This window comes from Caballeronia sp. LZ035 (assembly GCF_031451175.1).
Classification (GTDB): Bacteria; Pseudomonadota; Gammaproteobacteria; order Burkholderiales; family Burkholderiaceae; genus Caballeronia.
In genome coordinates, this window is the sequence record NZ_JARUXS010000004.1 from 62,737 (window position 1) to 88,922 (window position 26,186).

Annotated in this window: 28 protein-coding genes; 24 read left to right on the forward strand and 4 right to left on the reverse strand. The window is 63.4% G+C overall.

Going from position 1 to position 26,186, the window contains the following annotated elements; all coding sequences use genetic code 11:
- Nucleotides 1-89: 89 nt before the first annotated feature.
- Both QCE88_RS30635 and QCE88_RS30640 read left to right on the forward strand, forming a co-directional pair.
- Nucleotides 90-455: a hypothetical protein gene (locus tag QCE88_RS30635; protein WP_309908916.1), complete on the forward strand. Its 366-nt coding sequence runs from the start codon at nucleotides 90-92 to the stop codon at nucleotides 453-455.
- Between the two features lie 96 nt (nucleotides 456-551).
- Entirely contained in the window at nucleotides 552-1,586 is a 1,035-nt protein-coding gene (locus tag QCE88_RS30640; protein WP_309908918.1) for an SDR family oxidoreductase, read from the forward strand.
- A 31-nt stretch (nucleotides 1,587-1,617) separates the two neighbouring features.
- On the opposite strand, the gene QCE88_RS30645 is transcribed toward QCE88_RS30640, so the two are convergent.
- Together QCE88_RS30645 and QCE88_RS30650 are read right to left on the reverse strand one after the other, a co-directional pair.
- The gene (locus tag QCE88_RS30645) at nucleotides 1,618-2,718 is read right to left on the reverse strand and encodes an enolase C-terminal domain-like protein (RefSeq protein ID WP_309908919.1); all 1,101 of its coding nucleotides are present in this window, start codon (nucleotides 2,716-2,718) and stop codon (nucleotides 1,618-1,620) included.
- A 34-nt stretch (nucleotides 2,719-2,752) separates the two neighbouring features.
- Nucleotides 2,753-3,145: a tautomerase family protein gene (locus tag QCE88_RS30650; RefSeq protein ID WP_309908921.1), complete on the reverse strand. Its 393-nt coding sequence runs from the start codon at nucleotides 3,143-3,145 to the stop codon at nucleotides 2,753-2,755.
- A gap of 104 nt (nucleotides 3,146-3,249) precedes the next feature.
- Here QCE88_RS30650 and QCE88_RS30655 point away from each other — a divergent pair, with 104 nt between their 5' ends.
- Both QCE88_RS30655 and QCE88_RS30660 read left to right on the forward strand, forming a co-directional pair.
- Nucleotides 3,250-4,140, forward strand: coding sequence for a LysR family transcriptional regulator (locus QCE88_RS30655; RefSeq protein ID WP_309908922.1), 891 nt, complete (start codon nucleotides 3,250-3,252; stop codon nucleotides 4,138-4,140).
- Nucleotides 4,141-4,341: 201 nt separating this feature from the next.
- Nucleotides 4,342-4,878: a hypothetical protein gene (locus QCE88_RS30660; protein WP_309908924.1), complete on the forward strand. Its 537-nt coding sequence runs from the start codon at nucleotides 4,342-4,344 to the stop codon at nucleotides 4,876-4,878.
- A gap of 360 nt (nucleotides 4,879-5,238) precedes the next feature.
- Here the strand turns inward: QCE88_RS30660 and QCE88_RS30665 are convergent, their stop codons facing one another.
- The gene (locus tag QCE88_RS30665) at nucleotides 5,239-6,150 is read right to left on the reverse strand and encodes a LysR substrate-binding domain-containing protein (RefSeq protein ID WP_309908925.1); all 912 of its coding nucleotides are present in this window, start codon (nucleotides 6,148-6,150) and stop codon (nucleotides 5,239-5,241) included.
- A 153-nt stretch (nucleotides 6,151-6,303) separates the two neighbouring features.
- On the opposite strand from QCE88_RS30665, the gene QCE88_RS30670 reads away from it, so the two are divergent.
- From QCE88_RS30670 to QCE88_RS30755, 18 genes are all read left to right on the forward strand, one after another.
- Nucleotides 6,304-7,125 (forward strand): transporter substrate-binding domain-containing protein, encoded by an 822-nt coding sequence (locus QCE88_RS30670; protein ID WP_309908927.1) that lies wholly within the window; start codon nucleotides 6,304-6,306, stop codon nucleotides 7,123-7,125.
- A 39-nt stretch (nucleotides 7,126-7,164) separates the two neighbouring features.
- Nucleotides 7,165-7,872: an amino acid ABC transporter permease gene (locus QCE88_RS30675; RefSeq protein ID WP_309908928.1), complete on the forward strand. Its 708-nt coding sequence runs from the start codon at nucleotides 7,165-7,167 to the stop codon at nucleotides 7,870-7,872.
- A 41-nt stretch (nucleotides 7,873-7,913) separates the two neighbouring features.
- Nucleotides 7,914-8,711 carry an ABC transporter permease subunit gene (locus QCE88_RS30680; protein ID WP_309908929.1) on the forward strand — a complete coding sequence of 266 codons (798 nt, stop codon included), beginning with the start codon at nucleotides 7,914-7,916 and terminating at the stop codon, nucleotides 8,709-8,711.
- The gene (locus QCE88_RS30685; RefSeq protein ID WP_309908930.1) at nucleotides 8,708-9,478 is read left to right on the forward strand and encodes an amino acid ABC transporter ATP-binding protein; all 771 of its coding nucleotides are present in this window, start codon (nucleotides 8,708-8,710) and stop codon (nucleotides 9,476-9,478) included. Before QCE88_RS30680 ends, QCE88_RS30685 begins: the two co-directional genes overlap by 4 nt.
- A gap of 16 nt (nucleotides 9,479-9,494) precedes the next feature.
- Nucleotides 9,495-10,532: a C-terminal binding protein gene (locus QCE88_RS30690; RefSeq protein ID WP_309908932.1), complete on the forward strand. Its 1,038-nt coding sequence runs from the start codon at nucleotides 9,495-9,497 to the stop codon at nucleotides 10,530-10,532.
- A 9-nt stretch (nucleotides 10,533-10,541) separates the two neighbouring features.
- Nucleotides 10,542-11,213 carry an RraA family protein gene (locus QCE88_RS30695; RefSeq protein WP_309908933.1) on the forward strand — a complete coding sequence of 224 codons (672 nt, stop codon included), beginning with the start codon at nucleotides 10,542-10,544 and terminating at the stop codon, nucleotides 11,211-11,213.
- 5 nt (nucleotides 11,214-11,218) lie between these two features.
- Entirely contained in the window at nucleotides 11,219-12,418 is a 1,200-nt protein-coding gene (locus QCE88_RS30700; protein WP_309908935.1) for an alpha-hydroxy acid oxidase, read from the forward strand.
- Between the two features lie 38 nt (nucleotides 12,419-12,456).
- Entirely contained in the window at nucleotides 12,457-13,812 is a 1,356-nt protein-coding gene (locus tag QCE88_RS30705; RefSeq protein ID WP_309908937.1) for an acyclic terpene utilization AtuA family protein, read from the forward strand.
- The gene (locus QCE88_RS30710; protein WP_309908938.1) at nucleotides 13,809-14,138 is read left to right on the forward strand and encodes a DUF4387 domain-containing protein; all 330 of its coding nucleotides are present in this window, start codon (nucleotides 13,809-13,811) and stop codon (nucleotides 14,136-14,138) included. The genes QCE88_RS30705 and QCE88_RS30710 overlap by 4 nt, the downstream gene beginning before the upstream one ends.
- A gap of 681 nt (nucleotides 14,139-14,819) precedes the next feature.
- Complete coding sequence (locus tag QCE88_RS30715) at nucleotides 14,820-16,052, forward strand: porin (protein WP_309908939.1); 1,233 nt, start codon at nucleotides 14,820-14,822, stop codon at nucleotides 16,050-16,052.
- A gap of 112 nt (nucleotides 16,053-16,164) precedes the next feature.
- Nucleotides 16,165-17,436 carry an MFS transporter gene (locus tag QCE88_RS30720; RefSeq protein ID WP_309908941.1) on the forward strand — a complete coding sequence of 424 codons (1,272 nt, stop codon included), beginning with the start codon at nucleotides 16,165-16,167 and terminating at the stop codon, nucleotides 17,434-17,436.
- A 60-nt stretch (nucleotides 17,437-17,496) separates the two neighbouring features.
- On the forward strand, nucleotides 17,497-18,327 hold the full coding sequence (locus QCE88_RS30725; RefSeq protein WP_309908942.1) for a fumarylacetoacetate hydrolase family protein: 831 nt from the start codon (nucleotides 17,497-17,499) through the stop codon (nucleotides 18,325-18,327).
- A complete protein-coding gene (locus QCE88_RS30730; protein ID WP_309908944.1) occupies nucleotides 18,317-18,739 on the forward strand; it encodes a nuclear transport factor 2 family protein in 423 nt (140 codons plus the stop codon). The genes QCE88_RS30725 and QCE88_RS30730 overlap by 11 nt, the downstream gene beginning before the upstream one ends.
- A gap of 63 nt (nucleotides 18,740-18,802) precedes the next feature.
- On the forward strand, nucleotides 18,803-19,804 hold the full coding sequence (locus QCE88_RS30735) for an ornithine cyclodeaminase family protein (RefSeq protein ID WP_309908945.1): 1,002 nt from the start codon (nucleotides 18,803-18,805) through the stop codon (nucleotides 19,802-19,804).
- Between the two features lie 44 nt (nucleotides 19,805-19,848).
- Nucleotides 19,849-20,952 (forward strand): hypothetical protein, encoded by a 1,104-nt coding sequence (locus tag QCE88_RS30740; protein ID WP_309908947.1) that lies wholly within the window; start codon nucleotides 19,849-19,851, stop codon nucleotides 20,950-20,952.
- A 55-nt stretch (nucleotides 20,953-21,007) separates the two neighbouring features.
- The gene (hpaH, locus tag QCE88_RS30745; RefSeq protein WP_309908949.1) at nucleotides 21,008-21,811 is read left to right on the forward strand and encodes a 2-oxo-hept-4-ene-1,7-dioate hydratase; all 804 of its coding nucleotides are present in this window, start codon (nucleotides 21,008-21,010) and stop codon (nucleotides 21,809-21,811) included.
- Between the two features lie 9 nt (nucleotides 21,812-21,820).
- Entirely contained in the window at nucleotides 21,821-22,636 is an 816-nt protein-coding gene (gene hpaI / locus QCE88_RS30750) for a 4-hydroxy-2-oxoheptanedioate aldolase (RefSeq protein WP_309908951.1), read from the forward strand.
- A gap of 28 nt (nucleotides 22,637-22,664) precedes the next feature.
- Nucleotides 22,665-23,408 carry an SDR family oxidoreductase gene (locus QCE88_RS30755; RefSeq protein ID WP_309908953.1) on the forward strand — a complete coding sequence of 248 codons (744 nt, stop codon included), beginning with the start codon at nucleotides 22,665-22,667 and terminating at the stop codon, nucleotides 23,406-23,408.
- A gap of 34 nt (nucleotides 23,409-23,442) precedes the next feature.
- Here QCE88_RS30755 and QCE88_RS30760 read toward each other — a convergent pair whose 3' ends face one another.
- On the reverse strand, nucleotides 23,443-24,375 hold the full coding sequence (locus QCE88_RS30760; protein ID WP_309908955.1) for a LysR family transcriptional regulator: 933 nt from the start codon (nucleotides 24,373-24,375) through the stop codon (nucleotides 23,443-23,445).
- Between the two features lie 152 nt (nucleotides 24,376-24,527).
- Here QCE88_RS30760 and QCE88_RS30765 point away from each other — a divergent pair, with 152 nt between their 5' ends.
- Both QCE88_RS30765 and QCE88_RS30770 read left to right on the forward strand, forming a co-directional pair.
- Nucleotides 24,528-25,679, forward strand: coding sequence for an FAD-dependent monooxygenase (locus tag QCE88_RS30765; protein ID WP_309908956.1), 1,152 nt, complete (start codon nucleotides 24,528-24,530; stop codon nucleotides 25,677-25,679).
- Nucleotides 25,680-25,709: 30 nt separating this feature from the next.
- Nucleotides 25,710-26,153, forward strand: coding sequence for a DUF4174 domain-containing protein (locus QCE88_RS30770; protein ID WP_309908959.1), 444 nt, complete (start codon nucleotides 25,710-25,712; stop codon nucleotides 26,151-26,153).
- Nucleotides 26,154-26,186 lie beyond the last annotated feature (33 nt).

The window sequence follows — 26,186 nt, forward strand, 5'->3', positions numbered from 1 at the left end:
CCCGCGCGCTTTTTATTGGCGGCGCACATCGTGTCGTTCTCGTCGTCAAGCGAGCGCTCATCATTCTTTCACTCCGCTAGACACGCGCCTTGGCGGTCAACGTACTCCTGCCGATGGCGGCCTATCAGCCTCGCTTCGCCGCACGTCGGCGTGCTCTGCATGCGGCTCGCATCGACATCGCCGCTGTTTGCCTGGCTTCTCACTCAGCTCTTGCGCTTCCGCCACTTCCGTCCGCTCAGCGCCGCGACGGTCTCAGGCGTGTTCTCTCGATTGTCGTGCTGGCAACACGGCCTGCGAGCTGCCGCCGCAAGCGGGGCCGTGCGCTCGCGATTTCGATTTGCGAACACTTCAGCGATCACCTCGAGTGGCTCAGCCCGATCAACCACGAAAGCCTGCACGAGGGGCGCTATCTCGACGGCTGCCGGATGGGGGCTGTACGCGAATGGTTCGATTGACCCTCATGCGCCGGATGGCAAGGCCGTGCCGCTGCAATCGCTCCTCGTAGCGGACCTTCCGACGAACAAGCCAAGATCCGGGACTACATCGTCTGTGTGAGCGTCAGGGCCGCAGGCGCGTTGTTGCTGCGGCCAAGCAGCGCCGCGATCTCCGCCGCGACCGCATTGATCGTCGGCAACCCGCTGATCGGGTTCATCTGCGGCTACCTGTACACCCGTCTTTTCCTTCAAGGCGCCTTCGTCCGTTCCTACCATGGCTCGTTGCGGGAGACGATCCAGGAAGTGCTGTCGAAGCCGGATCACAGCGTGAGTCCGCCGATCGGCGAGCCATCCGTTCCGTCGGAGCAGGACCGTGAATCGGCGCAACGGATTCTGGACGCCGTGCCGGCCGACAAAGCCAGCGACGTCCTTCCGACGCTCGCCAGACTCGCGACGGAATACGAAGCACTGCGCTCCGCGATGCCTTTCGGCATTGAGCGCACACTCAGGATGAGAGGAGTCGCGGCGCGCATGAAATGGCTGGGGCTCGCCGCCGTGCCATTCGTGAGGCAGCTCTCGCAAAGCGCGTCGCCGGGCGAAAGACTCGCCGCCTTGAAGTTTCTGCAGATGAAGTTCGATCCGGCCTACATCGACTGGCTGGCGGAGCGCATCGTGAAGGAAGCCGTGTTCATCGGCTATCAGGCGGCGAGTGCATTGCAGGCGCGCGCGCAAGCTGCCGGCCGCCTCGAAGCGCAGCAGATCAAAACCGCCGTGCGCAAGATGCTCGAAGGCGATGCGGCCGATGACCGGGCCAACATCAACATTTCGTCGCAGATAGGACATGTGGGCGCACCTGAACGATCCGTGTATTGCATGACGAAGCACGCGATGGAAGGTCTGACGAAAGCAGCCGCTATCGAGTTCGCGCCGCGGATACGGGTGAACACGGTGGCGCCCACCTTCGTCGATACGCCGATGACGCAGCCGTTCTTCGAGAACGAGCACTTCAGGAACTGGGTCTTCGACCGGATCCCGATGGGCCGTCTGCTGCAAGGCGAGCAGGTCGCGGCGGCGGTGTTGTATCCTGCGTCTCCTGCGGTCGCGATGATCACCGGTACGAGTCTGCGTATCGACGGAGGATGGACAGCTTAATAATGTTCGCGATCGCGCGCCCGGCTGACGCTCAGTGAACAGCAAACCGCGCCAGCGCCTCCCGATCGAATTCGACGCCCGTGCCCGGTCGGTCGGGAACATGAATCAACCCGTCCTTGATGGGAAACGGGGCCTGCAGGATCTGCTCCGTCCAGTCTTGCCATTCGAGCCAATGACCCGTTTCCGTGACCCGCAGAAGATGCGCGGAAACCTCGGGATACAGATGACTGGACACGTCGATGCCCAGCGCGCCCGCGATCGGCACCGAGCGAAGCCAGCCCGATACGCCTCCGATGCGCATCATGTCCGGCATCATGAACGTTCCTGCCTTGGCCGTGACCGCCCGCGACAGTGCGCGCGGCCCGTAGAAGTTCTCACCGAGGCAGAGGGGCGTCTTCAGGCCGACCGCCAGATCCGCATGTCCCTCGATGTTGTCGTAGGCGATGGGCTCCTCGAACCAGTACAGCCCGAAGTCGTCCAGTTCATGGCAGCGGCGCACGGCATCGCCGAATCGCATGCCCTGATTGAAATCGACCATGAGTTTGATATCGCCGCCCACGGCATCACGGACTGCTTCGATGGCGTCGACGTCTTGCTGCAACTGATCGCGCCCAAGCCGGAGTTTGACAGCCCGGAAGCCGCCTTCCGCGATCAGCGCAAGCGCTTCGTCGGCAAGCTTCCCGGTATCCGTCAGCCACAGACCGTTGCTGTTATAAGCGGGCACCGCGCCGACGTCGCCGCCCAGTAGGCGAGCCAGCGGAAGATTCGCGGCTTTCGCCAGGGCGTCCCAGGCCGCCATGTCCAGCCCGGCGATGGCGATCATCGCGAGACCTTCGTAGCCGACCAGACTCAGGGACTTGCGGTCGGCCTGAAAGTCGCACAAGGGCGCGATGCGCTTGCCCTTCTTGCTGGCCGCCAGATCGCTCATGATCGACACGATGTACTTCATCGAATGAGCGAGGTACGGTTCGAGATAGCTGCATCCGCTGACGCCTTCGTTCGTTCTGAGCGTAATGGCGACCACCGGCCAGTTCGAGTAGCTGCCGACCCGCGATACGATCGGTCGTTTCAACGGGATCAGCACGGGCTGCAATTCCAGCGAATGAAAGGTCAACTGCTCCAGTGGCTTCATGTCTTCCTCCATGCGCTGCGAGCGCTGATCCAGGCTAGTCGGCGGGTGCGTATTGCATCTCCCCGTTGCCGAACGACCAGTTCTCGCGCGCGACCTCGACGAGGCTGATCCAGACATCTTCCTTTCGCAGCCCCGTCTTTACCGAAATGCCGTTGGCAACGGCGGCATAGAAGGCCTTCTTCACATCGATCGAACGACCGGTGTTCCACGTGATCTGGATGAAAACGATCGACGGAGAGTAAGCGATGCCGAGATAGCCATCGGCGGGATAGACGAGTTCGTCGGCGTCGTGGCGGTGGACGATCTGAAATTTGTCATTGGCAGGGACATTGGCGATCGAGATCATCGCCTCGTAGACGGTGTCGCTGACGGCCTGAGCGACGGCGGGTGACGCTGCTTTCGAAAGATCGATTCGGACGAGCGGCATAGCGGCCTCAATAAGAGTGTGTGTGATAGCGCCGACTAGGCTAGACTCAATCCATACTTTCCAAAAGCGAATATTCGGACTGCCTTGAGCGACGGAATGGAATAATGATCGACGAATTGAAATCCTTCGTGGCGGTGGTCGAGGAAACCTCGTTGACCCGTGCCGCGCTAAAGCTGTGCGTCACGCAGTCTGCGGTGTCGAAGCGCATTCAGCGACTGGAAGAGGTGCTGGGCGCACCCCTTCTCGAGCGCAATTCCAAACCGCCGCGTGCAACCGCGCTTGCGCATCGGATCCACGAGCATGCCGTTCCGCTGCTGGCTGCTTTCGACCGGCTGATGGACGTCACCCGTGAAGATGGCGATCCTTCGGGCAAGCTGCGCTTTGGTTTGCCGCAGGGCATCGCCGATATCGTTCTCTTCGACGCCCTGACCGCGCTCAGGGACGCATTCCCGGCACTCGAAGTGACATTGAGATCGGACTGGAGTCCCGGCCTTCATCGTCTGCTCGATGCAGGTGGATTGGATGTCGCGGCGATTCTGACTCCAAAGGGCAAGCAACCCGCGGATGGCTATGTGGGCCAACACATCGCGACCCTGGATCTCGTGATAGTGCAGAGCAAAAGGCGTCCACTTGTTTCGAGTCGTGCGACGCTTCCTGCCATTGCGGATGGCGGATGGATCCTGAACCCTGAAGGATGCGGCTATCGGGTGGCGCTGCAAAACGCGATCGAAGCGGCCGGTTATGCCATGCGCGTCAAGGCAGATACGCACGGCAGCGAGATGCAGCTGCAACTCATCGCCTCCGGCCTGGGATTGGGCCTGGTTCCGCGCAGCGTGCTTACCCATAGCGTCTGGCGGCGGCGGCTCGAAGTCGTGAAGGTGGCGAGATTCGCGCCTAAGCTCGATGTATGGCTGTTGCATGCACCTCACATCGGGAATTTCAGCCGTGCGGTTGCGCACCTCGGAGACACGATGAAAGCATCGTTCAAATCTTGAAGGTTGCGGTGAATGGCGTGTTGGCGTCGGCGGTTTTTTTCGAGTAGCAAGTGGATGGTCCGCATGTGAGCAGCACTTGTTCGCCTTCGACTCGGCCGACACTCCGCACCCAGGCGTTGCCTTCCCTGACGTGGTCAATCGCGCGGTTCGGGCGCCCGATGAAATCGGCATACCGCTAATGCTGAGCGGCTTGTAGAGTACGTGTTCGCTCAACGTTGCCCAGTCGATGCCGGCGGTGAAGGCGACGGTCTCGAACGCCTCCATGTCGAGCGGGACCGCCTTCTGCGCGCTGTCGAGGAAGGGGAGGTCCGCTGGCGCGTCGTCGCCCAGAAACCTGCGCAACGCCTCGCGGGTCTTGTCCTCGCCGCCGCCGGGCCAATCGATCGGCTTGGGTTTGCTCCCTTCCCGGAGCAGAAGAAGCTTGTAGACGGTCGGGGCCACGGGGGGAGCCGGCTCGCGCTTGATCTCGAGTTCGTCGAGCCGGCGCAGATAGATGCTGTCCTCCGCAGCGGCGACGACCCGCTCGCCGTCGACGACAAAGACATCCGCGCTCGCGACCAGTTTGTCGTTGTTCGTGCGGAACGGGCCGAGCATCTCGTCGGCCTTTCAAGGTGGGCGGCGGAGCGGCTCGTACCTGCTGGTGCCTGCGATTTACAACGGTTCAGGCCCACCCACGTTCCGTCACGACCTGTCCATCAAGAAGCGGGGCTTAAGCGTGAAGGATGCGGTCGATGTTAGCCACCGACATCGAGTCGGCGTACCAGAAGTGGTTCCGCCCCTGAGGGCGGCTGCGCCGGCGCTCAGATCCGCACAGGTCGCTAGTCTCAACAACTATTTCATGGCAGTCAGACTGACTACGCGCGACGGCAACCAAGGACCGCAATCGCTGCAAAGCTGCTATAGACCTTGATCCGTCGAACACTTCCGCAATGGGTCGCAAGCGCCACTTCGGAGCGACCACTCACCAGCCCCCAGCTTTCCCCTCGACAACCATTGATCGAGCGACCTTTCCCCAACCAGCCCGACCCGTCACGCGCCGCTTGCGCATGCAACGAACATCACCACCATCCGAACCAACCACTCGCCACGACTCCACAACTACCGCCGATCAAGAAACGCCTCATTCGCGAGACGAACGAGTTCCCTGGAAGCGTACGCAGCAAACGTCTCGATCAGCGCGAAGGGCCGCGCAATCTTCGGCCGGATCAGCCAGATTTCGAATTCCATCTTCGGCTCGAATGCGCATACGACGAAGTCCGCTCCGGCGTTGTTGTACACGCTGATCGGATCGACCACCGCAACACCCATGCCGTTCGCAACAAAGGCGCACGCGGTCTCGGACTGACCGACCTCGATCTGAATACGCCGCTGCACATCCGCCTCTTCGAAGATCCGGTCTATCTGGAAGCGCGAATGGTCCTGCGGCCCGAGCGCGACAAAAGCCTCGCCATCCAGATCCTTTGCGCGAATGAGCCGCCGCGTGGCAAGTCGATGCCCCTTCGGCAGAATGCAAACACCCCGCAAGGTGCACACATAGGTGCTGTTGAGCTCGGGCCGATCGCCCGGCAACACGCTGAAGCCGAGATCGACCTGTTGCGTCGCGATGGCGTCGAGAAGGGAGTTTGATCGCATGCTCTCGACGCTGAACTTCACATCGGGCCGATCCTCGCAAAACGTCGTGACGATGCCCGGCAGCACGCGCCGCGTCAGCACGGGAAACGACGCAATGCTGAGCGCCCCCCATGACTGGTCGCGCAACGCCTTGGCAATGCCCGCAACACGCCCCACGCCGATGAACATGCGCTGCACCTCGGCGTAAAGCACTTCGGCTTCGCGGGTGGGACGCATCTTCGTGCCCGTCCGGGTGAACAGGGAAAACCCGCAATTGCTCTCCAGCTGGGCAATCAACTGACTCACCGCCGGCTGCGATACGCCGAGCAGGCCGGCGGCCGCAGTCAGGCTTCCGGCGGACATGGCGGCCTGGAATGCTTCAAGTTGACGAACATTCATGACTCGATGCCTCCATAAGCCAGCCTTATAAGCAGTGAATTTTGTCCTATTTGACTATTATAGGACGCGATCAAAGAATACAGCCATGCCAGACGCCGTTCGCCGATGCGACCGGCTGACGCGTTTCACCTGTTTCTTCTTCTGGAGATGTTCATGTCGAAGCGTTCGTGGTGGGTCGTTCTGATGATGCTCGCGCTCGGCTTCGGCTGGCTTTCCGGCGGGGCGCGCGCCGATCAGCTCGACATGGTCAAGGCACGCGGCAAGCTGGTTGTCGGCATCCGCAACGACTACGTGCCGTTCGGTTATCTGGACAGCAAGGGCCAGTTGATCGGCTTCGAAGTGGATCTCGCGAAGTTCGTCGCCAAGGACATGTTCGGCTCCGATACGGCGATCGAATTCGTGCCCGTGGTGGCGTCGAACCGGATCGAGTTGCTCAATGCCGGCCGCATCGACGTGATCTTCGCGACGCTCGGCAAGAACCCGGACCGCGCGAAGGTGATCGACTTCACGGACCCGTACTACATGATGGCCGGCATGGTGCTGCTCACGCCGAAGACCACGACGATCGGCAAATGGGAAGACCTGAAGGGCCGCAAGGTTTGCGGCAGCCAGGGCAACATGTATAACCGCGCGCTGCAGGAGAAGCTCGGCGCGGACACGGTGCTCTTCACCGGCACGGCGCAGATGTACAAGGCGTTCCGGGACAACCGGTGCGAGGCGATTGCCTACGACGGCCCGAATCTCACGCTGAAGGTGAACGAGGACGGCTGGAAGGACAAGGACAAGATCGCGCTCGATGCGTATGAATATGTGCCCATCGTCGGCGGCGTGCGCAAGAACGAACCGAAGTTTCTCGCCGCGCTGAATCAGTCGATCAAACGTGCGGAAGCGGCCGGCGTGCTCGTCAACGCGGAGAAGACCTACAACATGGGCACGAGCAAGTTCGTGACCGAGCAGCAGGCTTCCGCGAAGTAACCGCGACCGCCTGCCGGACGACATGCGCAAGGGGCGTTCATGAGTCTCGACTTCACCTGGCTGGCCGATCCGCTGTATCAGACCTGGCTTGTGCGCGGCGTGGGCACGACGGTCGCGATGTGCGTGTGCGCGATCGCGCTGATGTTCGTGATCGGCATCATCGGTGCGGCGGTGATCTATTTCCGCATGCCGCTGCTGGAAACGCTGACGACCATCGTCGTCGAGTTGTTGCGCAACACGCCGCCGCTCGTGCAGTTGTTCGTGCTGTATTTCACGCTGTCGGAACTGGGTCTGTCGCTGCGCAATCTGGCGACCGGTCAGCAGATTCCGGTGTTCAGCGGCTTCACGTGCATGGTGCTGTCGCTTGCGCTCTACAACGGCGCGATTGCAGTCGAGATCGTGCGCTCCGGCCTGCATGCGGTGCCGCAAGCAACCGTCGATGCCGCGCGCAGTCTCGGTTATTCGCGGTTGCGCACCTTCTGGCATATCCAGTTGCCGATGGCGATGCGCCTGTCCATGGTGCCGATGACCAACAACATCGTGAGTCTGATCAAGACTTCCTCGCAGGCCGCCTTCGTCGCGGTGGCCGACGTGATGTACTACGCCACGCAGATCACGCTCGACAACTTCCGCAATCTCGAAGTCATGCTGGTCGTGTGGGTCTGCTATCTGATCCTGGCTTCGTTCGCGTCGATGGTGGCGGGGCGTATAGGACGCGCGGTGCGGATTCCGGGGTATGGCATATGAACGCGACGACCACATTCAAAGCGCCGTCGAACGCGCGTGGAATGCAGCCGGAAACGCGTGCATTCGTGTACGGGATGATCGGCGTGCCGCTGTTGCTGCTGGCGGCGCTTATCGGCTGCTACGGACGCGCGAGCGGCGACGCCTTCGCGCTGCTCGCCTCGCGCAGCGCGCTGCTGCTGACCGGCGCACCCGGCACGGGACTCGCCGGCGGCTTCTGCGCGAACATCCTGATGAGCCTCGCGGCGATGGGCGTGTCGCTCTGCACCGGTGTGCTGCTGTGCGTCGGCACGATTGCAAACACGCGCGCGGTGCGCTTCGTCGCGCTCGGCATCGTCAATCTGCTGCGCAATACGCCCTGGCTGATCGCGCTGTACGCGATGTTGTATCTGCTGCCGTTCTACGTGCCGGCATTCGGCATGGTGATTCCGTTCTCGCCGTTCGTGAAGGCGGTGGTCGGGCTCTCGCTGCCGGTGACGGCGAACGTCGCGGAAGTCATGCGTGGCGGCATCGAGGCGATACCGAGCGGACAGTGGGAATCGGCGCGGGCGCTCGGCTATCGCAAGAACCAGATTCTGCGCTACGTGGTCGTGCCGCAGGCCATTCCGCTGATCCTGCCCAACATGATGACGGTCTATGCGGGCCTCTTCATCGGCACGAGTCTCGCGGTGGTGACGGGCACCTCCGATGTGCTTTCGGTAGCCAACACGATCACCGCGAGCGACGGCTCGAACTACGCAACGGCGGTGCAGCTCTATGTGCTGCTGCTGTTCTTCCTCTTCAGTTTTCCGCTTGCGACCTTGAGCCGTCGGTTCGAACGCCAGATCCGGGAGAAGCAATGAACGTGATTCATCCACAGGCGCCGCTGATCGAACTGGTCGACGTGCACAAGGCGTTCGGCGGCACCGACGTGCTCAAGGGCGTGTCGATGACGATCCGCAAAGGGCAGACGGCGTGCATCATCGGGCCATCGGGTTCGGGCAAGTCGACACTGCTGCGTTGTCTGAACGGCCTGATTCCGGTGGATCGCGGCACGATTCGCGTCGGGTCGTTCGCGGTCGAGCAACTGAAGCGCGACCGCGACCTCGTGCCGCTGCGACATCAGGTGTCGATGGTGTTCCAGCAGTACAACCTGTTTCCGCATCGCACTGTGCTCGAAAACATCATGATGGCGCCGATGCAGGTGCTGCATCAGCCGCGCGACGAAGTGAAGCAGCGCGCGCTCGAACTGCTCGCGCGCGTGCGCCTGACCGGCAAGGAAAGCGCCTACCCGGCGCAGTTGTCGGGCGGGCAGCAGCAGCGCGTCGCGATTGCGCGGGCGCTGGCAATGCAGCCCGCCATCATCCTGTTCGATGAAGTAACGGCCGCGCTCGATCCTGAAATGGTGAGCGAAGTGCTCGCCGTGATCCGCGATCTGAGCCGCGACGGCATGACCTGCGTGCTGGTCACGCATGAAATGCGCTTTGCGGAGGAAGTGGCTGACGTCGTGTTCTTTACCGACCGCGGCACCATCGTCGAATCCGGTGCGCCGGCCGACATCTTTCACGCACCGCGCGATGCGCGCCTCAGAAGCTTTCTCGGCAAGATCCTGTCGCGCACGGCGGCGTGATTCAAACGGAGGAGAAGTGTCAAAACCACTCAAGGTACTGGTGCCCGACGCGCATCTGCGCGATCTCGATGTCGAACGGGGCGTGACGGGCGCGCTCATCGACTATCAGGTCTTCGATGAAACCGACGCCGCGGCGATTCCCGACGAAGCCTGGGCTTCGTGCGATGCGATCCTCGTCTGGCATCGGATGAAGATCACGCGCGACGTGGTGAACCGTCTGGCGCGCTGCCGGATGATCGTGCGCGTCGGGGTCGGTTTCGACAACGTCGATACGGCGGCGTGCTGCGAGCGCGGCATTCCGGTGTCGAACGTGCCGAACTACGGCACCACCGAAGTCGCCGATCACGCGATCGCCATGATGCTGTTTCTGGCGCGCGGACTCGGCACGTATGAGGCGCGCCTGAAGGCCGATCCCGAGCGCGGCTTCGTCGCGGAGAACGTGCCGGTGGTGCGACGTCTGCGCGGCGGCACGTTCGGCGCGATCGGCATGGGGCGGATCGGCACGGCGATCGCGCGGCGCGCGGCGGCGCACGACATGCACGTGGTCTATCACGATCCGCACCTGCCGGAAGGGCACGAACTCGGTCTGGGCTACGAGCGCGTCGGTTCGCTCGATGCATTGCTTGCGCGCGCCGACGTGGTCAGCCTGCACGTGCCGCTGTCCGACGAAACGCGCTTCATGATCGGCGACGCGCAGTTCCAGGCGATGAAGCCGAACGCGATCTTCATCAACATCGCGCGCGGCAAGCTGGTGGACGTGGACGCGGTCTATCGCGCGTTGCGCGGCGGGCATCTCGCGGCGGCCGGTCTCGACGTGCTGCCGTCCGAACCGCCGGTGCCGCTGCCGCCGCTGCTCGACGCATGGCGCAACGACGAGCCCTGGCTCGCGGGGCGTCTCGTGGTCACGCCGCACGCCGCGTTCTATTCCGAAGCCGGCTATCTCGACATGCGCACGTTCTCCGCGCAGATGCTCGTCGACTATCTGGTGCACGGACGCCTGCGCAACAACGTCAACCCGGGCTGGCGCGACGCCGTGCCCGCATCACACCGGTAAAGCGACACCATGGCCTATCACCAGCTCGATGTGAATTTCAAACAACTGTCCGACGCCGTGCTCGCGCAGTGGCGGCTGATCCCGCCGGCCGTCGCGTCCGATTGCATGAACCGTACGCAGGTGATGGCGTCGGTCATCAAGCCGATCTTCGCGGGCGCGCGGCTATGCGGTCAGGCGCGCACGATCGCCACGATGGTCGGAGACTGCGGTCCGATCTGCAACGTGATCGGCAGCGCGCGGCCCGGCGAAGTGCTCGTCGTGGACGCGGGCGGCGCGGAGGACATCGCCGTGTGGGGCGGCGTGATGGCCGAGGAAGCGGTGCATCGCAAGCTCGGCGGCGCGGTGGTCGACGGCGCGGTGCGCGATGTCGCGGACATGCGGCGCCTGAAGTTCAACATGTTCTGCCGCTCGGTCGTGCCGCGCGGCCCGCATCACGGTTTTGGCGGCACGGTCGATTCGACCATCGCGGCGGCGGGCGCGCCCGTCAGCCCCGGCGATATCGTGCTCGGCGACGACGACGGCGTGGTGATCGTGCCGCTCGCGATCGCGGACCAGGTGCTCGAAGCGGCGCAAGCTCATCTGTTGAAGGAGGCGAAGTGGATCGATGGCATTCGGGGCGGGGTGTCGATCAGCGAGATGTTCTCGCTGCCGCAGGCGCAGACGAGCGAACCGCAGCGCTAGCGCAGATGCATGCACGCCGCGTCGAGGCGCCGGATCTGCCGGCGAGCCTGCGCGACGTGCTGTGCCTGAACGATTTCGCGGCGCTCGCGAAACGTCGCCTGCCCGCGGCGATGTATGCGTATGTGTCCGGCTGGTCCGAAGACGGCGCGGCGCACCGGCGCAATCTGCGTGGCTTCGAGTCGCGTGCGTTCGTGCCGCGCGTGCTGGTGGACATCGAGCGGCGTGATACGCGCACCACCTTGTTCGGCGTCGAATACGACAGTCCGTTCGGCATTGCGCCGATGGGTTTCAGCCGGATGGCGGCCGCTCACGGCGACGAAGTGCTCGCCCGCGCCGCTGCCGATGCGGGCGTGCCGTTCATCCTGAGCGGCGCGTCGCTGACGCCGCTGGAGACCGTGCGCGCGGCGGGTCCGACGAGCTGGTTCCAGGCCTACATTCCGGGCGATGCCGCGCGCATCGATCCGATGCTCGACCGCATCGCGCAGGCGGGCTTCGATACGCTCGTCATCAATGTCGATACAGCCGTGCATGGCCAGCATGAATACGCGGAGAAACACGGCTTCCGGTCGCCCGTGAGGCCGAGTGTGCGGCTGGCATGGCAGGCGCTGACGCGGCTGTCGTGGTGCTGGCGCGTGCTTGGCGAGAGCGTCGTCACGCGCCGTCCGCTGCGCTTCGAAAACATGGATGCGGTCGCGGGGCCGCCGGTGTTCTCGCGCACGCTGGTGCGCGACATCGGGCGGCGCGGCGCGCTGTCGTGGGTGCATCTGGAGCACATTCGCCGGCGCTGGAACGGACGCATCGTGCTCAAGGGCGTGATGTCCGCCGACGACGCGGTAATCGCCGAACAGGCGGGGATCGACGGCATCATCGTGTCGAATCATGGCGGCCGTCAGGTGGATTGCGCGGTCGGTTCGCTCGATGCGCTCGAGGCCATCGCCGCCCGTGTCGATACGCTGACGCTCATGCTCGACGGCGGCGTGCGGCGCGGCTCGGACGTGCTGAAGGCATTGCATGGCGGCGCCCGCTTCGTGTTCGTCGGCCGGCCGATGTTGCTGGCGGCAGCCGCCGCCGATGCGGCCGGTATCGCGCACGCGCTCGCGATCCTCAAGCGCGAAATCAGCACGAACATGGGATTGCTCGGCATCAACCGCATCGACGAGGTCGCCCGGCTCGAACTGTTGCGCGACCGAGGCGGCGCGCTTTGATCTTCCACGACGCATCGTGCGTCATCATGAGGCCCCGGATGGACAAGCCAATACGCGTACTCACGCCCACCTGCACGCTGGGCTATGGATTCGCCGACGCAGCATTCGAACGCGCGATGTCGATGCGGCCCGACGTGATCGCCGTCGACGCCGGATCGACCGATCCCGGCCCGCATTATCTCGGCTCGGGCGAAGCGCTGGTGTCGGAGATCAGCATCCGCCGCGAACTCACGACGATGATCGTCGCCGCGCAGCGGGCGGGCATTCCGGTGATTGTCGGCAGCGCGGGCGGCGCGGGCACGCGCGCGCACGTGGACGAAGTGGTGCGCATCGTGCGCGGGATCGTCGCGGAGCAGGCGCTGAACCTGCGTCTCGCGTGGATTTACGCCGATATTCCGGCGGGCGTCGTCGCCGATGCCGTGGGCCTGGGCGAGGTGCGCGACTTCGAGGCGGGCTGGGAACTGAGCGCCGAGGAGGCGCGCGCGAGCCATGCGATCGTCGCGCAGATGGGACACGAGCCGATCGTCGAGGCGCTTGCAGCCGGCGCGGACGTGATCATCGCGGGCCGCGCGTGCGACGACTCGGTGATCGCCGCGTTCCCGATCTGGAAGGGCGCCGATCCGGGACTCGCCATTCACATGGGCAAGATTCTCGAATGCGGCGCGTTTTCCGCCGAGCCGCACGGCACGGACGTGATGATGGGCACCATCGACGAGACGGGTTTCACGCTGGAGCCGGGCGGACTGAACCGGCGCGCGTCGCTCACGTCCGTGGCCGCGCACACGCTGTATGAACGCGAGAACCCGTTTTTGCAGGCGGGACCGGGGCATGAACTCGATCTGTCCGCCTGCGACTTCGTGCAGATCAGCGAACGCGAGGTGCGCGTGACGGGCTCGCGGTTCATCGAGGCGGACGATTACTGGGTCAAGCTGGAAGGCGCGCGAAGGCGCGGCTACCGGACCATCACCGTGGCGGGCGTGCGTTGCCCGACGATGGTCGCGCGCATCGACACGCTGCTCGCGGATGCGAAGGCCGCCGCGCTCGCGTATTTCGACGCGCCCGACCTCGATGTTCAGTTCCACGTCTACGGCCGCGATGGCGTGATGCGCGGACTCGAACCCGTGCGCAAGACGGCGAGCCACGAACTCGGTCTCGTGATCGAAGCGGTCGCGCACGAGCAGTCGCTTGCGCACGCGGCGGCGCATTTCATCAGCGGGACGTTGTTGCACGTGAGCTTTCCGGGCATGTACAACACCGCGGGCAATCTCGCATTTCCGTATTCGCCATCCGAAGTCGATGCCGGCCCGGTGTACGAGTTCTCCGCTTATCACCTGCTCAAGACCGCGTCGGCGACGGCGCTCTTTCCCGTTCATTACGAGGCGCTCGCATCATGACGACCGTTCCGCTTTCGTCGCTCGCGACGGTGATCCGCAGCAAGAACGCCGGTCCTTTCCTGCTCACGTTCGACGTGCTGTTCGAGGACGCCGCGCATTTCGACACGGTGTGGGAATCGGGCCGCTTCACGAAGGCCGCGATGGCCGAACTGTTCGGCGTGGAGGAGGGCGCGATCACGTCGATCTTCGCGGTGCCGCGCGGTCAGGCGATCAAGGTGACCATGCGCCGGCAGTTGCCGCAAGGGCGCTTGGGGGAGTCGGACATGTACGGCTGTCAGCAGCACGCGCCGCTGCTGGACTTTTCGATTCCGGTGCAGCCTGGGTGACGCGTCGGGGACTTGCGGCCATGAATCGATGACAATTTGCGGACGCATGGGGCATTCGAGCGTCGGTAGTCAGGCCGTCGATTCCTGACATTTACGTGGCACATGGCGACGGGCTGCCGGTCGAATAGGGCCGGCCGCTTTGGACGGCAATCCGCCCTAAAGCGGCCACGTCGAGAATTCGCTTCGGGTCGTGAAGTCCCATCGCAGTTCGCGGAAGCCGACATTCAAGCTTTCCGCGACGCCAGCGACAGCAAGGCAGCCACCCGTCGCCCTTGGTGCATCCTTTCGCGTTCCAGGTATTTGCCGCCGCCCACATTCAGTCCCATACCCTGCCAGGTTCACCCACTGCCGCTCGCCGGCGAAAGCACGATCCATCGCTCCGGACAAGTCGCGAAATCCTCGCGACGACCACGCCGACTTCAATCCGCACGCACCACCGTGCCGTGCACCGCTCGCTTACGAGCCGACCTCATCCAAGGGCTTTGAAGGCGCATTGCCCCAAGCCCAACCGACGCACCTCGATTCGCCTCGTGCATGTCTCTCATGCGCAGGTTTCAGTGTCGGTTGCATCCGTCATCCGATAGATTTGCGGCGTCCGTTTGCGCTCGCAGCTTCTGCAACAGCGCGAACAGACACGCTTCCACTCAAGCAAAGCATATAAAACAATTCGGAGGAGATTGGATGCAAAGGTACGTGCTATTGGCACTCATCCCTGGCGTGCTCGCGGTTCCCGCCTACGCACAATCCAGCGTCACGCTGTATGGTCTTCTGGATGTCGGCGTCAGTTATGCCGTCGGCTCGCAGCGAGCCGTGGTCAAGGGTCAACCGGTCGGCGGCGGAAACCAGCTCGCCATGACCGACGGCGCGTTTGGTCTGAGCGGAAGTCGTTGGGGCATTCGCGGCACCGAAGAACTGGGCGGCGGCTTGCGAGCCATCTTCACGCTCGAAAGCGGCTTCACGCTGAACAATGGCGCCTTCGCGCAAGGCGGCAGTGAGTTCGGCCGGCAGGCCTTCGCGGGCATCGAGTCGGGGTTGGGTCGGGTCACGCTCGGCCGGCAATATGATCCGCATCTCGACATCGTCGCGTCGTTCTCCGCCGCATGGCAGTTCGGCGGCTATGCGGCCACGCATCCAGGCGACATCGACAACCTGTTGAGCACGCGCCGGCTGAACAACAGCATCAAATACGTGATGCCGAAGATCGGAGGCATCACGGCGGAAGCGTTGTACAGCGTGGGAGGTGCCGCAGGATCGAATGCGCGCAATTCGGCCTGGTCGCTCGGCGCCGCCTACGACGGCGGAGCGCTGCGTGCCGGTACAGCCTGGCTCTCTGTGCGCAATCCGAACGTCGCCTTCTATGGCGCGAATCCGAACGGTGCGGGTGTCGGGGCAAACAATCTCGGCTCTCTCGGCAGTGCGACGACGCCCGAGAGCAATCCGCTGTATGCGGGCTACGCGTCGGCCAATGCGTTCGATCTCTTCGGGGCCGGCGCATCCGTCACGTGGCAGGCGGCCACCGCTGGCGTCATCTATACCAACGTCCGTTACACAGGTCTCGGCGATGTCGCGACGTCCGGGCCCAATCCGCTGGGATACACGGGCACGGCGGCCATCAACACGGTCGAACTGAACCTGCGCTACCAGTTCTCGGCGGCGCTGCTCGCCGGGGTGATGGCAAGCCTGACACGCTCGGCGTCAGTGGGCGGGCACGACGGCGCCTGGTATCGCCAGCTCGGTCTGGGAGCCAGCTACGCGCTGTCCAAGCGCACCACGATCTACACCACCGCCGTCTATCAGCGCGCGAGCGGAATCGATTCGACCGGCAATGCCGCGGTCGCCTCGATCTCCGGTCTGAGTCCGTCCGCGAACCATGCCCAGACCGCCGTGCGGGCCGACATCGCCCATCGCTTCTAGGCCCGATGCAGCGCGTGCACTTGGCGAATGCACAGGTTTCAGTGTCAACGCCCGCGCAGATCCGCTAGATTTCATTCATAAAAAATCCAGATCAAATCCAGGAGACACCACGATGGAAGGCTCGCACACGGCCCTCTCTGAGCCGATTGCCGCATCTTCGAGTGAGGCCCAGCACTCCGTCCTGCGCAGCGCCATTCTGCTGCTTGCGACGTCGCTGGGACTGGCAGGCGGTTATACCTCGCTGTTCGCCGGCACGACGGGCGTCTTTTTGCTGCCGATCGCGTCATCGCTCGGCTCTGGCCGTGCGGTCGCGTCCACCTGTCTTGCCATGGCATCGCTCGGACTTGCGCTGGGTGCACCGATCGCCGGCAAGCTGATGGACCGCTACGGCGCCTATCGCGTGATCGCGTGGTCGCTCGCGCTGTTCGTGGCGAGTCTCCTGTTGATCTGCGTCGGCCCCGCAACGCCAATGTTGATCGGCTTCAAGACCTTCGTGATCGGTCTGCTCGCCGTCGCGACTTCGCCGGTCGGCTATCTGCCGATCCTGGCGCGGTCGTTCGAGCGCCGGACGGGATTTGCGTTCGGCGTGGCCTCGATCGGCGCTGGGATCGGTGCGGCATCGGCGCCCTGGGTCGCGCGCTGGGCGATGACCCGCTACGGCTGGGAGCAAGCCTATGCCGTGCTCGGCGTGCTCGCGGCAGTTATGGGCATGGCCGCGCTGTTGCTGCTGCGCGTCGACCGTCAGGCGACGCTGCCAATTCCGGCGGCCTCCCGCGGCGGCCAGCACGGACCGTCGAACTCGCTGCGCGAGTCGCTGGCAGAGCCGCGCTTCTGGATCATCAGCATCAGCATCGCGATTGTGGCAGCGGTCGGGTTGGGGAGCATCGTGCATATTCCCGCGTTACTGACCGACAAGGGCCTGTCGGCGAACCAGGCCGTGGCCGGCGCGGCGTTCTCGGCGATTGGCCTCACCATCGGCCGATTCGGCGCGGGCGTGCTGCTGGACATCGTTCCGGCTCGCGTGGTGGCGTGCGGCGCGTTTCTGCTGGGCGCTGTCGGCGGGCTGATCCTCGCGACCTCCTCGAACAACCCGTCCTACGCGTTGCTGGCAACGGGCGCGGCACTGACCGGCATGCTCGTGGGCGCGGAAGGCGATCTGATGCCCTTCCTGGTGAAGCGCTATTTCGGTCTGAGCTCGTTCGGCTCCGTGTACGGCGTGATGATTTCGCTGTTCTGTCTCGGCACGCTGGGCGGACCGATCCTGTTCGGCATCGCTTTCGATCGCCTGCAAAGCTACACGCCCGTGATGATGTTTGCGTCGGCAGCATGCGTTGTCAGTGCATTCGCGATCACCTTGATCGGGCCGTACAGGTATCCGCGTTGATCCTCGCGTCGCGACGCATGGTTTCGATACGCAAGTGAATTCTTCAATGGGAAGTTCGAGATGAAAATTATTCGTTTTGAGCACGCAAGTCGCCAGCGGTGGGGCGTTCTGAATGATGACCAGGTGACGTCGATCGATGGTGCCGACACGTTCGAACAGGCCGTCGCACGGGCGCGCTCCGGCGCCGCTGGCGAGACCGTGCCGCTCTCCGCCGTGAGGCTTCTTCCGCCGGTCGGGCGCGATGCGAAGATCCTCTGCGCGGGCTTGAACTATCGCGCGCATCTGGTGGAAATGAAGCGAGCCTTTCCCGAGTATCCGTCCATCTTTGTTCGTTTTGCCAATTCGCTGGTCGGACATGACGAGCCGGTGGTTCGTCCCTTCAACTCGGACTGCTTCGACTACGAAGCGGAACTCGCGGTTGTCATCGGCAAGCCTGCGCGGCATGTGAGCGTCGAGGACGCGCTTGAATACGTAGCCGGTTATACGTGCATGGCCGAGAACTCGGTGCGGGATTTCCAGCAGCACAACACGCAGGCGACGCCGGGCAAGAACTTCGAGCGTTCGGGTGCGCTGGGTCCGTGGATCGTCACCGCCGATGAAGTGCCCGATCCGGGCAGGCTCGTGCTGACTGGCCGGCTCAACGGCGAAGTGGTGCAGCGCTCCGGAACGGACGATCTGATCTTCAGCGTGCCGCAGTTGATTGCTTACCTCAGTTCCTTCACGACGCTCGATCCCGGCGATGTGATCGCCACCGGCACGCCCGAGGGCGTGGGCATGACCCGGAAGCCGCCACGCTATCTGCGGGAGGGCGATGTCTTCGAGGTCGATGTGTCGAGCATCGGCACGCTTGCCAATACGGTGGCCAACGAGCGGAGGACGCATGTCGGATGAAGCAACGCTTGCAGCGTCGATGGCCTGTACCGAAACCGTCTTCACCTTCTTCCGCTGCCTCGACGAGCGTACCCACGAGCTGGCGGTGTCGCTGTTCGCGCCGGATGGCGTGTGGCATCGGAACGGCGAAGCACTGCATGGCCGGGAAAGTATCGGCCGGGCGCTCGCTGCGCGCCCGGAGACCCGGAGAACGTTCCATGCGGTCTGCAATCCGCTTGTCTCGCGGGTGGATCGTACCCATGCCGAAGTGCGCTTCTTCCTGATGGCCTTCGAAGCCCAACGCACGGACGCAAGCGACACGTCGTCGATGACACCCTCGGCAGTGCGACGTTGCATCGATACGCTGGTCTTCGATGGCGAGCATTGGCTGATCGCGAGCAAGTCGAGCGAGCGTCATCTTCCGTTCATCTGATTCGATGTAGCCGGTAGCGACCACCGCCGCTCCACACTCCATTCACATTTGGCAGGATGACTTATGACACAAGAAGCAATCTGGATAACTGAATCCGACGTATCGAAGCTGGTGCCGCTCGACGACGCCATCGATGCGCTGGAGAATAGCCTCGGCGAGATCGCGAACGACACAGCGTTCAACGTGCCCAAGGCAATCGGCGATATTGGTGACGGCGGTTCCATGCATGCGCTCGGCTCCGCCTCGCTGCGCGAGGGCGTGTGCGGCTTCAAGACATGGGTGCATACCAACGCCGGCGCGAAGGCGGTGTTCTCGCTGTTCAGCACCGAGAATGGCCGGCTGCTCGCCATGCTCGAAGCCAACACGCTCGGCCAGATCCGGACCTCCGCGATGACCGCCGTCGGCACGCGCTGGATGGCCGGCACGTACGCGAGCGACATGGCGATCATCGGCAGCGGGCGTCAGGCGCTCGCGCAGATCTTCGCCGTCAACGCGGTTCGGCCGCTCAAGCGCCTGCGCATCTGGAGTCCGACCGCCGACAAGCGTCACGCGTTCTTCGAGAAGGTGGCAGCCAGTCTCGGTGGGGTGCAGGTCGTCGAGGCAACCTCGCTCGAGGATGCAGTCGACGGCGCCGAGATCGTGACGCTGGTCACGCGGGCGACGCAGCCTTTCTTCAACGCTCGCTTGCTTGCGCCCAATGCGCACCTGAATGCGGTCGGCGCGATCCTGCCGCACAACGCGGAGTTTTCTCCCGACGTGTTCGAGCGCGCCGGCGCGATCGTGGTCGACAACCTCGTCAACACACAAAAGGCATCTCGCGAATTCATCGACTTCTTCGGCTCCACGAATGAAGGCTGGGCACACGTCCAGACCTTGCCCGACGTCATTCGACACGGACTCGACCAGAAGCGCGACGGCGACATCACGCTCTTCAAGGCCATGGGCATGGGTATCTCGGATCTGGCTGTCGCCAAGCTCGCCTACGAGCGCGCAGTTTCGGGACACGGCGCGGAGATCCGTCTGCCGCTCAGCGGTCCTGCGCCGATCCGCTGGTCCAGGAACTGACCGGCTCCCACCTCACAACCAGTTCAGGCATATCGGAGAACACCATGAGCGAACCCACATTCACGATGCTGGACGGCAGCGCAGCCGCACCGGCGCCCATCACACCCTGGCAACCGTTGCTGGTCCCGCGCGAGGAGATCGAGCGCGAGATCAGCCGACTGAGCGAGATGCCGCTGCCCGAGGACGGCCGGCGTGCGGCGCTGATCGTTCATCCGTCGTGCACGGATGGCTCCATGGGCTTCGCGCCCGGCATCGACGTCACCATCAGCGTAGTCAATCCAGGCGAAGAGACGCGTGCGCTGATGCGCAATTCCAATCAGATCGAGTTTTGCATCCGTGGCTCGGGCAGCGTCAGGGTCGGGACGGAGGCGCATCAGTTGAACAAGTGGGGAACGCTCACGATCCCTTCGATGCAGGCGTATTCGCACAAGAACACCGGCGACGAGCCCTGGGTGCGCCTCACCTATTCCAACGCCCCCTTGTTGCGCAAGCTCGCCGTGCACTGGATCAACTATGCCGATTCGGTCGCCGAGCGCAACGTCGAGACCGCCGCGACCGGACTCGACCACAGCTATAACCGCAACAACGCGCCCGACCGGCAGATTTCCGACGCGGGCGCGCGGCTGCGCGGCTATGAGTTCCTGACGGATATCGAAGTGGTGCGAAACCGGCCGCTCGTGTGGCCGTGGGAAGCCGTCGCAGACATGCTGACGATGGAGAACGGCGATGCGAAGCGCAACATCATTCTTCTCTATAACCCGGCCACGGAACGCCGCAACGGCACGACTCACTCGTTCTTCGCCACGATCTTCTCGCATCCCGTGGGAAAGCCGGCACGCGAGGTCGGACGTGGTCATAAGCACAGCTCGGTCGCGATCAACTATCACTTCACGGGGCACGGAAGAAGCATCGTCGATGGCGTCGAGATTCCATGGAAGGCAGGCGACCTGCTGCTCTCGGGACCGTCGTGGTCGGAGCATGCGCACTACTACGACGACGAGGCGACCTTCATTCTCACGATCCAGGATCATCCGCTGCACATCGGTATGGAATCGCTGATCTGGCAGGAGCGCATGGACGGCCCCATTCTGAACCTCGGGTCCGAAGCCGGGCAGACGGGTTATGTCGGTCCGCGCATGGCCGGCTGATTCATGACGGTCCCATGCAACCTCCATCCGACAGCCACAAGTAAAAGGTCGATTCATGCTTCCGCAAGACACCATCGCGCAACTCGCCCGCCAGTTGCATGAGGCGCGCAAGACGCGCGTCCAGTTGCCGCATTTCACGAAACAGTATCCGCAGATGACCGTCGACGACGGCTATGCAATCCAGCGTGCCTGGGTCGCGCTCGAAGTCGCGGACGGCCGCAAGATCAAGGGACGAAAGATTGGCCTGACGTCACGCGCGATGCAGCAGGCGAGCCAGATTACCGAGCCCGATTTTGCGCCCCTGATGGACGACATGTTCTTCGAGGGCGGCGGCGATATCCCGTTCGATCGCTTCATCGCGCCACGCGTCGAAGTGGAACTGGCCTTCGTCATGAACCGTCCGCTCAAGGGGCCGGGCATCACGATGTTCGATGTACTGTCCGCGGCGAGCTATGTGGTCCCAGCCATCGAGATCATCGACGCGCGCATAGAACAGCGCGACAGCGAGACGGGCGCCATGCGCCGGGTCTGCGACACCATCAGCGACTTCGCGGCGAACGCCGGCATCGTTCTCGGCGGACGTCCGATGAATCCGCAGGAAGTGGATCTTCGCTGGATCGGCGCGATGCTCTACAAGAACGGCGTCATCGAGGAAACCGGGCTGGCGGCCGGTGTGCTGAATCATCCGGCAAACGGCGTGGCATGGCTCGCGAACAAGATCGCGCGTTACGACGAGCAGATCGAGGCGGGCGACATCGTGCTGGCGGGCTCGTTCACGCGGCCGTGTTTCGCGACATTCGGCGACAGCTTCCATGTCGACTATGGTCCGCTCGGCGCGATCTCGTTCCGTTTCCATTGAGGCCTTCAGATGCAGATTCGGCAAAATTCGTTTCGACGGGCGCTGCGCGCGGGAGAGCGGCAGATCGGGCTGTGGGTGGGACTTGCCGACGCCAATGCCGCCGAGTTGCTCGCCGCGACCGGCTTCGACTGGCTCCTGCTCGACAACGAGCACGCGCCCAACGATGTACGCACGACGCTGGACCAGCTTCGAGCGATCGAACCGTATGCGTCGCACGCGGTGGTACGTCCGGTGCGTGCCGACGTGTCGCTCGTCAAGCAATACCTGGACATCGGCGCGCAGACGCTGCTCATTCCGATGATCAACACCGCCGCAGAAGCGCGCCGGATGGTTCAGGCCATGCGCTATCCGCCCGAGGGCGTACGGGGGCTCGGCGCCGCGCTGGCGCGGGCGTCGCGCTGGAACCAGATCGACGATTACCTGAATCAGGCCAACGGCGAAGTTGCGCTGCTGCTTCAGGCCGAGACGCGGGAAGCCATGGGCAACCTGCACGAGATCGCATCGACCGACGGCGTCGACGGCGTGTTCTTCGGCCCGTCCGACTTGTCGGCGGACATGGGATTGCGCGGACAGGCCAATCACCCCGATGTGCGCGCGGCGATCATCGAAGGAATCGCGGTGGTGCGACGGGCAGGCAAGGCGGCGGGCGTCCTCGTGACGGATCGCCAGCTCGCGCATGACTATCTGGAGGCGGGCGCGCAGTTCGTGGCCGTCGGTGTCGACACGACCTTGCTGGTGCGCGCGGCGACCGAGCTTGCGCGCAGTTTCGGGGACGCGGCACTTGCCGCGAAAAGCGCGTCTCAGCCGAACGACGGCGCTTACTAGACCTCTATCAGACTGGAAAGGACGCTGGATGAGCGATAAGCAACTGTTCGTGATCACGGGCGGCGGCCGCGGCATTGGCGCGGCCATTGCGCTTCGTGCGGCGATTACGCATCCCGTGGTAGTTCTCTATAAAGACGACGCGCTTGCAGCACAAGGTGTCGTCGACGAGATCGAAGCAAAAGCGGGCAAGGCGTGGGCAATCCGCGCGGATATGAGCGACGAGCAGGCGCTACTCGAAGCGTTTCGGCGGATCGATGAACTGGGCCGCATCGGCGTGCTGGTGAACAACGCGGGGATCACAGGCGGCATGTCCCGCGTGGCGGATCTTGCTAGCGACACGCTTTCGAAGGTGTTCAGCGTCAATGTGATCGGCGCATTCATCGCTACGCGCGAAGCAGTGCGGCGCATGTCGACGGCGCAAGGCGGCGCGGGTGGCGTCATCGTCAACATGTCTTCGGGTGCGTCGGTGCTGGGTGCGCCCAACGTATGGGTGCACTACGCGGCGACGAAGGGCGCAATGGATACGATGACCATCGGCCTGTCGAAGGAACTGGCGCAGGAAGGCATTCGCGTCAACGCGGTACGGCCCGGCGTCATCGACACCGAATTGCACCAGCAGCGCACGGCTGATTCGCTGGCGCGCTTCGCGAGCATGATTCCTATGGGACGCATGGGGACGGCGGATGAAGTTGCCGAAGCGGTGGTGTGGCTGGCGTCGCCCGCTGCGTCCTATGTGACGGGCTGCCTGATGGATGTGCGCGGCGGTCTCTGATCCGAAGGGCGATGTCGATCACGTTCGGTAACCATCACCGCGCTGTCAGCGCCGCGACCGACTGCTCGTCTGACTTGAACAGGGAAAGGAAGGTTTCGCGCAGCCATGCGTGCGCGGGATCGGTGTCGAAGCGGGTATGCCAGTACATGCGGACATCGAAGAACGGGCAGGGGAAGGGAACGTTGTAGACGTCGAGCGACATGCTGCGCTGGAAGTGCGCGGCGACGCGTGACGGCACCGTGGTGAGCAGGTCGGACTGCGCGATGACGCTTGGCAAGGCGAAATAGTTCGGCATGCGCATGACGACCGTGCGCCGGATGTTGAGATCCTCGAACGCGGACTCGACGGGGTCGTCCAGTTGTTTGATGGCGACATGCGAACTCGACTGGAATTCATCGAGCGTCAGCGCATTCGGGACGCTGTCAGCACGTTCCCGCTTGCGCGTCACGACCACGCATTGGTCGCGAAACACATGGGCATGCCGAATGGTCTGGCGGGTCATGTTCAGGTGACCCACCACCAGATCCACTTCGCGTCCAACCAGCATCTGCTCATAGCTCGAACGCGGCGCCTGGAAGATCGCAAGCTTCACCTTCGGCGCAATCTCGTTGAGGCGGCTGAGCAGGCGAGGAATGAACAGGATCTCGCCCACATCCGACAGCAGCAGGCGGAATTCGCGCGTGCATTCTTCCGGCAGGAATTCGATCGAGTCCAGCAGCGAATCCTGAATGGTCGCGAGCGCGAAACGTATGGGTTCCGCGAGGCGCTCGCAGCGCGCGGTCGGTTCGAGTCCGGCGGACGTTCTGATGAACAAGCGGTCGCCGATGGCCTCGCGTAGCCGTCCGAGCGCGTGACTCACTGCAGGCTGACTGAGATGGACTTCCTTGGCGACTTCCGACAGGTTTCGCAGGCGGTAAACAGCGTCGAAGATCTTGAGGAGATTGAGGTCCAGGCGGTTGATGTCCATTTGAATTGTCGGTATCGCCCTGGCCCGCGGAAAGGGTGACAAGGGTACAACGAAGGTCTGGTTTTGGATAGAAGCGCTTACGCGAATGGCGCATGGCACGCTGGCCGATTGCGATAGAATCGCCGGCAAGACCGACAGCGAGGAGATCTTCGATGACTCGAAACGTTCTGATTTCAGGCGCCGGCGTCGCTGGCCTGGCTGCTGCCTTCTGGCTGGACCGTGCCGGGTACGATGTGACGCTCGTGGAACGTTCCGGCGAGTTCCGACGCGGCGGTCAGGCTGTCGATATTCGCGGCGTCGCGCTGGATGTCATGCAAGCGATGGGTTTGCTCGACGATGCAAGAGCGTTGCGCACGCAGCTCAAAGGCATGTCGATGCTAGATGCCGACGGAAACGAGATACATCGGACAGAAGAACGCACCTACAGCGCGGGCCGTCTGGACAGCACCGACATCGAGATCTTTCGCGACGACCTTTGCGAATTGCTGATGAACGCATTGAGCGCGAAGGTCGAGTTCCTCTATGGCGACAGCATTCGCGCGATCCACTCCCGCGAGGACAGTGTCAGCGTCGCGTTTGAAAGCGGTGTCGACAGATCGTTCGATCTCTTGATCGGTGCGGATGGAATCTATTCGAATGTCCGCAAGCAGGTGTTCGACGACGAAGCCGCGTCTGTTTTTCCGCTGGGTGTGGTCCTTGCGCTGTTCTCGACGCCCAACTTCATTGCGCTCGATGACTGGCAGATCGGGCATCGCGTCGCCGACGTCGGTTACATCATTTATCCGAGCCGCGACAAGCGTGAGTTGCGCATCGGTGCGGGCTTCGCCGCGCCCGAACCGCCATTGTCCCGCAACGATGTCGACGCGCAGAAGCGCGTCGTGTCAGAGAGCTGCGCGCATCTGAAAGGCGAGTTTCCCCGCTTCATCGATGCAATGAAAACCACGGATCAGTTTTACTACAACGAACTCGCGCAGATTCACATGCCTGCGTGGTCGAAGCGCGGTGTCGTGCTGATCGGCGATGCGGCGCATTGTGCATCGCCGTTTTCGGGGCAGGGGACGAGCCTGGCGCTCGTCGGCGCGTTCGTGCTCGCGCATGCGCTTGTGCGCAATGGGTCGGATCGTGCGGCGGCGTTTGCTGCCTACGAGAACCGCATGCGTCCGTATGTCGATCTGAACCAGGCACTGGTCGATCCGGAGCGCCAGGGGCCAGTGCCGGACGAGCAACTGGATGCCGCGAAAAACGGAATCGATTTGACGGATCTGCTTGGCGAAGCGATCGGAACGAGATCGTCGGCCAACTGACGTCTTGGAATATGTCCAAGGGGCTTGCCAATGAACCGGTCTCTGATACTTGCAGGCATCATTGGAACGATGCTGATGGGAATGGCCACGATCTCGAGGGCCGGAGCGGGCGCGGCGCCGTCGTCCGTCGAGCAGTACGCGTGGCAGAAGCGTTTGCTCATTGTTTTCGCCGGGAATGCGGATTCTGCTGCACTGTCGAAACAGCGCGCGACTATCAAGGGAAGCAAGGGCTTTACGGAGCGCGATCTCCTGGTGATCGAAGTGATTGGGGATGACGTGCAAGGCGTCGGCGATTCCGCCAGCGCCCTGCGTCAACGATATGGAGTCAAGGCCGGCACGTTTCGCGTGCTGCTCGTCGGGAAGGACGGCGGCGTAAAGCTGGACTCGCACGAGCCGATCGAATCCCGTGATTTGTTCAAGACCATCGACGCCATGCCGATGCGCAAGCAGGAGGCATCAGGCCGCGGGACGTAGTCGGCAGAATGGTGTTGAGAGCCTCGCTGATGA